The sequence below is a fragment of the Streptomyces sp. WM4235 genome (assembly GCF_001279725.1).
In the GTDB taxonomy this organism is placed as follows: domain Bacteria; phylum Actinomycetota; class Actinomycetes; order Streptomycetales; family Streptomycetaceae; genus Streptomyces.
Genome location: NZ_LGDE01000421.1, coordinates 1 through 207, shown reverse-complemented (window position 1 = coordinate 207; position 207 = coordinate 1). Strand labels below are relative to the sequence as shown.

Genomic DNA, 207 nt, shown 5'->3' with positions numbered 1-207 from the left:
CCTCATCCACCGAAATGGACGGGGTATCAACTTTTGGCGTTGATTTTTGGCACGCTGTTGAGTTCTCAAGGAACGGACGCTTCCTTTGTACTCACCCTCTCGGGCTTTCCTCCGGGCGCTTCCTTCGTTTCCGACTCTATCAGACTCTTTCGTGTCCGATTCCCGGTCGAAGCGGGTTTCGCTTTCCAGTTCTTCGCTTTCGCGTTT

General features: G+C 53.1%; 1 protein-coding gene. It reads left to right on the top strand.

Annotation, left to right across the window (positions count from 1 at the left end; translation table 11 throughout):
• Window positions 1-207, top strand: a 207-nt coding sequence (locus ADK55_RS40075) for a hypothetical protein (RefSeq protein WP_234350221.1), incomplete at both ends; no start/stop codon positions are given.